The 7,566-nt window shown below is 66.8% G+C and carries 7 protein-coding genes and 1 tRNA gene; 4 read left to right on the top strand and 4 right to left on the bottom strand.

Translation table 11 applies throughout. The annotated features are described in order from the left end of the window. Positions 1-28: 28 nt before the first annotated feature. A tRNA-Tyr gene (locus IC66_RS0132995) sits at positions 29-114 on the bottom strand. 206 nt (positions 115-320) lie between these two features. Between IC66_RS0132995 and rlmB the strand changes: the two genes are divergently transcribed. Then, a complete protein-coding gene (rlmB, locus tag IC66_RS0132990; RefSeq protein ID WP_038950506.1) occupies positions 321-1,148 on the top strand; it encodes a 23S rRNA (guanosine(2251)-2'-O)-methyltransferase RlmB in 828 nt (275 codons plus the stop codon). A gap of 16 nt (positions 1,149-1,164) precedes the next feature. Here rlmB and IC66_RS0132985 read toward each other — a convergent pair whose 3' ends face one another. Continuing rightward, positions 1,165-2,196, bottom strand: a complete 1,032-nt coding sequence (locus IC66_RS0132985; protein WP_038950505.1) for an LLM class flavin-dependent oxidoreductase — start codon at positions 2,194-2,196, stop codon at positions 1,165-1,167. A 150-nt stretch (positions 2,197-2,346) separates the two neighbouring features. After that, positions 2,347-3,294, bottom strand: a complete 948-nt coding sequence (locus tag IC66_RS0132980) for a LysR family transcriptional regulator (RefSeq protein WP_256379470.1) — start codon at positions 3,292-3,294, stop codon at positions 2,347-2,349. An 87-nt stretch (positions 3,295-3,381) separates the two neighbouring features. Here IC66_RS0132980 and IC66_RS0132975 point away from each other — a divergent pair, with 87 nt between their 5' ends. Genes IC66_RS0132975 through IC66_RS0132965 form a run of 3 tightly spaced genes read left to right on the top strand, consistent with a single transcriptional unit; the run spans position 3,382 to position 6,499 of the window. After that, positions 3,382-4,740: an MFS transporter gene (locus tag IC66_RS0132975; protein WP_038950504.1), complete on the top strand. Its 1,359-nt coding sequence runs from the start codon at positions 3,382-3,384 to the stop codon at positions 4,738-4,740. Next, on the top strand, positions 4,737-5,234 hold the full coding sequence (locus tag IC66_RS0132970; protein WP_038950503.1) for a GAF domain-containing protein: 498 nt from the start codon (positions 4,737-4,739) through the stop codon (positions 5,232-5,234). Before IC66_RS0132975 ends, IC66_RS0132970 begins: the two co-directional genes overlap by 4 nt. A 17-nt stretch (positions 5,235-5,251) precedes the next feature. Continuing rightward, positions 5,252-6,499, top strand: a complete 1,248-nt coding sequence (locus tag IC66_RS0132965) for a metal-dependent hydrolase family protein (protein WP_038950502.1) — start codon at positions 5,252-5,254, stop codon at positions 6,497-6,499. 41 nt (positions 6,500-6,540) lie between these two features. Here IC66_RS0132965 and IC66_RS0132960 read toward each other — a convergent pair whose 3' ends face one another. After that, complete coding sequence (locus tag IC66_RS0132960; RefSeq protein ID WP_038950501.1) at positions 6,541-7,521, bottom strand: NADPH:quinone oxidoreductase family protein; 981 nt, start codon at positions 7,519-7,521, stop codon at positions 6,541-6,543. Positions 7,522-7,566: the final 45 nt, after the last annotated feature.

Raw genomic sequence — 7,566 nt, 5'->3', positions numbered from 1 at the left:
AGCCGAAGCTCGCGAAGCGAGCGAAGGCTGGTGGGGGAGGCAGGACTCGAACCTGCGAAGCCATGAGGCGGCTGATTTACAGTCAGCTCCCTTTGCCACTCGGGACACTCCCCCGCTCGACGGCAGCACAATCGGGCCGGACCTTGCCGGCGACCGAAGACGGCCATGGAACGTGAAGGCCGCGACAGCCCGGATGGGGGCGCGACCGGGCGCGGTTATGGGCGATCCGGTGGGGCAAAGTCAACCGAGGCGAACAGCTAAAATCGCCTTCGAAGCCACCCAAATTGCCATATTCCGGCACCCGTGACACAAGCGAGCCCATGAAGGATCGAAAATTCACCCCCAGGGGCCCCCGCGGCGGGGCTAAGCCCTTCAACAGACCCGGGAAATCGGCCGGCCGGCCGGCCTGGCGCGACCGCGATTCGCACGCCGACGGGCCGGTCGTCCTCTATGGCTGGCACACCGTCACCATGGCGCTGGCCAACCCGGAGCGACGGATCCGCAAGCTGACGCTGACCGAGAACGCTGCGAAGCGACTTGCGGACGAGAATATCGAGACCCGCGTCACGCCCGAGATCGTCCGGCCCCAGGAGATCGACCGTCTGCTCTCGCCCGATGCCGTGCATCAGGGCCTGCTTGCGGAAGCCGATCCTCTGCCTTCGCCTGATATCGAGACCTTGAAGCAGGAAGGCATGGTGCTGGTGCTCGACCAGATCACCGACCCGCACAATGTCGGCGCGATCCTGCGCTCTGCCGCAGCGTTCGCGGTGAAGGCGATCGTCACCACTGCCCGCCACAGCCCGGAAGCCACCGGCGTGCTCGCCAAGGCCGCCTCCGGCGCGCTGGAACTGGTGCCTGTTGTGACCGTGCAGAACCTCGCGCGCGCCCTGACCACGCTGAATGAAATCGGCTTCCAGACCGTCGGGCTGGACAGCGAAGGCAGCGCGGATCTCAGCGACGTCGCGCTGCGCGAGCCGCTCGCGCTGGTGTTAGGGGCCGAAGGCAAGGGCCTGCGGCAATTGACCCGCGAGACCTGCAGCGTCGTGGCGCGGCTCGACATGCCCGGCGAGATCAAGAGCCTCAACGTCTCCAACGCCGCCGTGCTCTCGCTCTATGTCGGCGCGAGCCGGCTCGGGCTGATGAAGTAGGCGGGGCCTCAAGCCGCTACCCCATCATCTCCCGCACCATCGGCACCACCTTGCGCCCATAAAGCTCGATGCTCTTCATCAGCTTCTGATGCGGCAAGGGACCCGCCGAATACTTCAGCTGAAACCGCGCAATGCCGAGCGTCTTCGCCGTCCTGGCGATCTTGCGCGCCACCGTTTCCGGCGAGCCGGCATAGAGCGAGCCGTGCTCGACCTCGCTCGCGAACTCGTCGCGGCCCATCGGCGGCCAGCCGCGTTCCTTGCCGATGCGGTCGCGCATGGCCTTGTAGTCGGGCCATAGCTCCTCGCGCGCCTCTTCATCCGTCTCGGCGACATAGCCGGGCGAGTGCACGCCGATCGGCTGCGCGGGGCGGCCGAACTCCTTGGCGGCGCGGTGATGGAGATCGACGAACGGCGCAAAGCGCGCGGGATCGCCACCGATGATCGCGAGCATCAAAGGCAGGTCGTAATGCGCAGCGCGCACCACCGATTGCGGGCTGCCGCCGACGCCGATCCAGGTTTTAAGCCGGCCGTCCTCGACCGGGGGATAGACCAGCTGATCCCGCAGCGGCGGACGCAGCTTGCCCTCCCAGCTCACCGGCTTCTGCGCCAGCAGGGCAGCAAACAGGTCCAGCTTCTCCTCGAACAGCTCTTCGTATTTGCGCAGGTCGAAACCGAACAACGGAAAGGATTCAGTGAACGAGCCGCGGCCGAGGATCACCTCGGCGCGTCCGTTGGAGAGCGCGTCCAGCGTGGCAAAGCGCTGGAAGACGCGGATGGGATCGTCCGAAGACAGCACCGTTACGGCCGAGCCGAGATGGATGCGCTTGGTCCGCGATGCGATCGCGGCGAGCACGGTCTCCGGCGAGGAGATCGCAAAATCGGCGCGGTGGTGTTCGCCGAGGCCGATGAAGTCGAGGCCGAGTTCGTCGGCCAGCACCGCTTCGTCGACGACGTTGCGGATCACCTGCGCGTGCGGAAGCATGGCGCCTGCGGCATCCCTGGTGACGTCGCCAAAAGTATCCAGTCCGAATTGAAGCGATGCGGTCATCGGTGAGGTCTCTGCGGGCGCAGCTTGCGCTTGTCGCTGTGGGAGGGAATCGTCTGCGATGGAGCTAGGCCGGGGCGGCCGGTGCAACAATGCTGCTTTGAGAAACCCACCGTTTCCTCTTTGGATCGTGCCAGGCCCGCGCCCGTACGCTCAGTCGGACCTGGTGAACATCTCGACCAGGGTCTCGCGCAGCCAGCGCTGCGCCGGCACGGTGTCGTTGCGCTGGTGCCAGAACAGGCTGACGATGCGCGGCGGCGCCTTGAGCGGCAGCGGCATGGCGTGCAGGAACGGCGCGTGCCGGGATTGCGAGCGCAGATCGCTCGGCAGCACCGCGATCAGGTCGGACTGGCGCACCACCTCGTAAGCGGCGCTGTAGTGATTGACGGTCGCGACCAGATTGCGCGACAGCCCGCGCGAAGCGAGGAAGAGGTCGTAGGACGGCAGGGTCTTGCCGGCGAGGCTGACGTCGACATGGCCTGCGCCGAGGAAGCTGCGCGTGCTGAGCCGCTTCTGGGCGGCGAGCGGATGGCCGCGCCGCATGAAGCAGGCATAGTCGACCGTCCACAGCGAGCGCGAGCGGATGGCGGCCGGCTGCTGCGCCTCGTTGACATAGACGCTGAGCACGCAATCGACGCGATTGTCTTCGAGCTGATCGGCGATCTCCAGAATGGTGTTGGGGACGGTGTGCACGCGCGCCTTGGGCGCGACCTTGCCGAAATGGCCGAGGAGATTCGGCATCACCAGCGAGGCGACGTAATCCGACATCGACAGGCTGAACTCGGTCTGCGCGCGGCGCGGATCGAACACCTGCTCGTCGAGCGCGCCGCGGACGGTTTCGAGTGCCTCGCCGATCGGCTCCCACAGCACCACGGCGCGCTGGGTCGGACGGATGCCGGTGCCGGACCTGACGAACAGGGGATCGCCGAGCGCGTCGCGCAGCCGCGCCAGCGCGTTGCTGACCGCCGGCTGCGTCATCAGCAGTGCGTTGGCGGCGCGCGTCACGCTGCCCTCGGTCATCAGGGCTTCGAAGACCTTCAGCAGGTTGAGGTCGAGCGATCGAAACGACAGAACATTCACCGTGGTGATGTATGGGATCACGATTATAAATTATGACGATAATATCTCTTTGTCTATGGTTCCCCCAGGGACTTGCGGATGCCGGGCCGCCGGACAGAGGGGACTTACATGTCGATGATCTCGGCGCGCATCGAGCGCCTGCCATTCGCACGCTTCCACACGCATCTGTTGTTGATGGGCGGGCTCGGCTACATGTTCGACGCGATGGACGCCGCCGTTCTGGCGTTCATCCTGCCGGTGCTGCGCACCGCCTGGAATCTGACGAGCGTGCAGATCGGCGTGCTCGGCAGCAGCACCTATATCGGCTTCCTGTTCGGCGCGTTGCTGGCGGGCACGCTCGGCGACCTGATCGGACGCCGCGCGGTGATGATGTCGGCGCTGGCGCTCTATTGTGCCGCATCGATCGTCAGCGCCGCCGTGGACAGCTGGCCGTCCTTCTTCGCCGCCCGCGTTGTCGCGGGCATGGGCACCGGCGCCGAGAGCGCGATCATCGCGCCTTATCTCGCCGAGTTCGTGGCGCGGCGCTTCCGCGGCAGCTTCACCGGCGCGCTGGCCGGGTTCTTCTCCTTCGGCTTCGTCGCGGCGGCCTTGCTCGGCTACTTCATCGTTCCCGCCTATGAGAACGGCTGGCGCATCGTGCTGGTGATCACCGCGGTGCCGGTCGTCATGCTGCTCTGGTGGCGCCGGGCGCTGCCGGAATCGCCGCGCTGGCTGGAAAGCCGGGGCAGGGCGAAGGAAGCCGAAGCGGTGCTGGACAGGATCGAAGCCGGCTTCGCGCGCCGGGGGCATGTGCTGCCGCAGCCGGTCGTCGACGCGGTCAGCCCGCCCGTCGCCGGGGGAACGTTGCTTGCCAATTTCGCGGCCCTTCTGGCGCCCCGGCAGGCGCGCATCACCGTCATGACCTGGATCATGTGGCTTGCGATCACCTTCAGCTATTATTCCTTCTTCGTCTGGATTCCCGGCCTCCTGGTCCAGAACGGCATGAGCATCACCAAGAGCTTCGCCTATTCGCTCGCGATCTATTGCGCGCAGATCCCCGGCTATTTCAGCGCCGCGTATTTCAACGAGCGCATCGGCCGGCAGGCGACCATTGCGTCCTACATGGTGCTCGGCGGTATCAGCGCGCTCGGACTCGCCTTCGCGCAGAGCGACCAGCACATCATGGTCGCGGGGATCCTGCTGTCGTTCTTCATGAACGGCACCTATGCCGGCGTCTATGCCTATACGGCCGAGGTGTTCCCGACGCCGGTGCGGACCACCGGCGCCGGCCTTGCCTCGGCGATCGGCCGGATCGGCGCGATCGTCTCGCCGATCCTGGTCGGCTACCTCTATCCCAATTTCGGCTTTGCCGGCGTATTCGGGATCACCACCAGCGTTCTGCTGATCGGAGCGCTCACCGTCGTGGTGATGGGCGTGCCGACGCGCGGCCGTTCGCTGGAAGACATTGCGGCGGGCGAAGTCGCATGAGGGCAACGACGCGCCCGCCCGATCCGCTAGTCAACGCCGTGGCGGCGGCGCAGGGCAGGGCGGATCAGCCGGAGGCGCTGTTCTCGGCGCTGGACCAAGCCTTGAAATCGGCGATCGGGCACAAGCTGTTCACGATCCTGACCTATGACGACGATACGGGTGAAGCGGCGCGGATCTATTCCAATCTCCCCGAGCCTTACCCGACGGGCGGCCGCAAGCGGCTGGCGCCGGGCCCCTGGACCGAGGCCGTGCTCGACCGCGGCGAAGCCTATATCGGCCGCACTCTCGATGATCTGCGCAATGTGTTCGCCGATCACGAGCTGATCGCTTCACTCGGCTGCGAGAGCGTGCTCAACATGCCGGTGCGCTGGCGCGGGCGCACGCTCGGCTCGCTCAACCTGCTCCATGAAGCGGGCTGGTACGGTGCGGACGACGTCGCTGCGTGTCTTCCGTTCGCCCAGCTCGCATTGCCCGCGCTGCTCACACCGTCCTGACCAGACAGGAAACGACCATGCCCAGCACCCTCTTCAAGAACGCCGCTCTGCTCGATCCGCTTCAGCCGGATTTGCTGGAGGGCCATCACGTGCTGGTCGAGGACAATGTGATCAAGGAGGTCTCGGACCGGCCGCTCCAGGCTTCAGTCGACCGCACCATCGACCTCAACGGCAAGACGCTGATGCCCGGCCTGATCGACCTGCATGTCCATGCGGTGGCGGTCGAGCTCAATCTGTCGCAGCAGGTGCACATGCCGAACGTGCTGGTGACGCTGCGCTCGACGCTGCTGCTGCGCGGCATGCTTCGGCGTGGCTTCACCACCGTTCGCGACGCCGGCGGCGCCGGCCATGCGCTGAAGCAGGCGATCGAGACCGGTCTCACCGACGGCCCGCGGCTGTTCGTCTCCGGCCGCGCGCTGAGCCAGACCGGCGGGCATGGCGACATGCGGGCACGTTCGGATTACCTCGCCAGCGACGCACCGTGCCCCTGCTGCGTGCGCGTCGGCGCGCTGGCGCGCGTCGCCGACGGCGTCGACGGCGTGCGCAAGGCGGCGCGCGAGGAGCTGCAGATGGGCGCCGACCAGATCAAGATCATGGCGTCCGGCGGCGTCGCGTCACCGACCGATCCGGTTGGCGCCTTCGGCTACTCCGAGGACGAGATCCGCGCCATCGTCGAGGAGGCGCGCGGGCGCCAGACCTATGTGCTCGCCCACGCCTATACCGCTGCCGCGATCGAGCGCGCGGTTCGCTGCGGCGTGCGCACCATCGAGCACGGCAATCTGGTCGATGCCCAGACCGCGCGCCTGATGGCCGAGAAGGGCGCCTATGTGGTGCCGACGCTCGTCACCTACGAGGCGCTGGCCAATGAAGGCGCGCAATATGGCCTGCCGCCCGAGAGCGTCGCCAAGATCGCCGATGTCCGCGACGCCGGCCTGCGTTCGCTCGCGATCTATCGCGACGCCGGCGTGAAGATGGGGTTCGGCAGCGATCTGCTCGGGCCGTCGCAGCGCCTCCAGAGCGACGAATTCCGCATTCGCGCCGAGATTCTCGGTCCGCGCGCGGTGATCGCCAGCGCCACGGTGATCGGCGCCGAGGTGCTCGGCATGGAGGGCAAGCTCGGCCGCATCGTGCCCGAGTCGATCGCGGACCTGCTGGTGGTCGACGGCAATCCGCTGCGCGACGTCGCCTGCCTGCTCGGCCAGGGCGAGCATATTCCACTGGTGATGAAGGCGGGCAAGGTCCAGTTCGACAGGCTGAACACGTAGCTGCCGCCGCGTCACGGACGCCCTCGCGCCGCTCGTGCGTCCTATGTCGAGATGCGCACGACCATCTTGCCGAGCGCCCCGCGCGTTTGCATGGTCCTGAACGCTTCCCGGAAATCGCCCAGCGCGAAGACGCGACCGACCACAGGCTTCAGCTGGCCGTCGGCAAGCCAGCCCGTCAACTGCAACATCAGGCGTTTCTGCACGTCGGGCTCGCGCAACGGGATCTGTGCGAGGTCGACACCGAGCAGGGCGCCGCCCTTCAGCAGGGGCAGGTTGAACGGTAGCGCGGGGATCGCGCCGGCGGCAAAACCGACCACGAGATGACGGCCGCGCCAGGCGATGGAGCGAAAGGCCTGCACCGAGATCTCGCCGCCGACGGGGTCGAAGATCACGTCAGCGCCGTGTCCTCCCGTCAATTCCTTCAGTGTGTCGCGCCAGCCAGTCTGCGTGTAGTCGATCACAGCGTCGGCGCCGTGCGCCAGCGCGAACGCGCGCTTGTCCGGTGTCGATGCTGCTGCGATCACACGGGCGCCAAGCAGCTTGCCGATCTGGACTGCCGCAATTCCGGTGCCGCCAGCTGCGCCCAGCACCAGAAGCTGTTCGCCTGCGCAGAGCGAGGCGCGTGCGCTTAGCGCATAGAGCGCGGTCAGATAATTGGCGCGAAACGAGGCGGCGACTTCGGCCGCGCCGCCGTCGGGCAGGGGATGGAGCGCTTCGGGTCTGACGACGATCTCCTCGGCAAGCGCGCCCGATCGCGTCATCCCCATCACGCGCATGCCGGGCTGATAGCCGCCGGGTGCGCCGGGCGCGTCCGTCACCACGCCCGCGAACTCCGTCCCGGGAATGAAGGGCAGGGGATCTTTGGTCTGATAGCGTCCCTCGATCTTCAAGCCGTCGACGAAGCCGATCCCGGCAGCTTCCACGCGGATGCGCAATTGTCCCGGTTCCATGGACGGCGGCGGGACGTCCTTCAGTTCGATCTGATCGATCGGTGCGTATTGCTCGACGACGACGGCTTTCATGTCGGACCTCTGTTGTTCCGGTTATCCTGACAGGTCCCGACACGA

It is taken from the genome of Bradyrhizobium genomosp. III (genome assembly GCF_000261705.1).
GTDB classification, from domain to species: domain Bacteria; phylum Pseudomonadota; class Alphaproteobacteria; order Rhizobiales; family Xanthobacteraceae; genus Bradyrhizobium; species Bradyrhizobium ottawaense.
The sequence above is the reverse complement of the archived record's forward strand: the minus strand, read 5'-3'. Positions and strand labels throughout refer to the sequence as shown.

What these genes read in the sequence shown, in the direction of transcription:
- rlmB (WP_038950506.1), top strand. Translation starts at nt 321, where the DNA reads ATGAAGGATCGAAAATTCACCCCCAGGGGCCCCCGCGGCGGGGCTAAG.
- IC66_RS0132985 (WP_038950505.1), bottom strand. Translation starts at nt 2,196, where the DNA reads ATGACCGCATCGCTTCAATTCGGACTGGATACTTTTGGCGACGTCACC.
- IC66_RS0132975 (WP_038950504.1), top strand. Translation starts at nt 3,382, where the DNA reads ATGTCGATGATCTCGGCGCGCATCGAGCGCCTGCCATTCGCACGCTTC.
- IC66_RS0132970 (WP_038950503.1), top strand. Translation starts at nt 4,737, where the DNA reads ATGAGGGCAACGACGCGCCCGCCCGATCCGCTAGTCAACGCCGTGGCG.
- IC66_RS0132965 (WP_038950502.1), top strand. Translation starts at nt 5,252, where the DNA reads ATGCCCAGCACCCTCTTCAAGAACGCCGCTCTGCTCGATCCGCTTCAG.
- IC66_RS0132960 (WP_038950501.1), bottom strand. Translation starts at nt 7,521, where the DNA reads ATGAAAGCCGTCGTCGTCGAGCAATACGCACCGATCGATCAGATCGAA.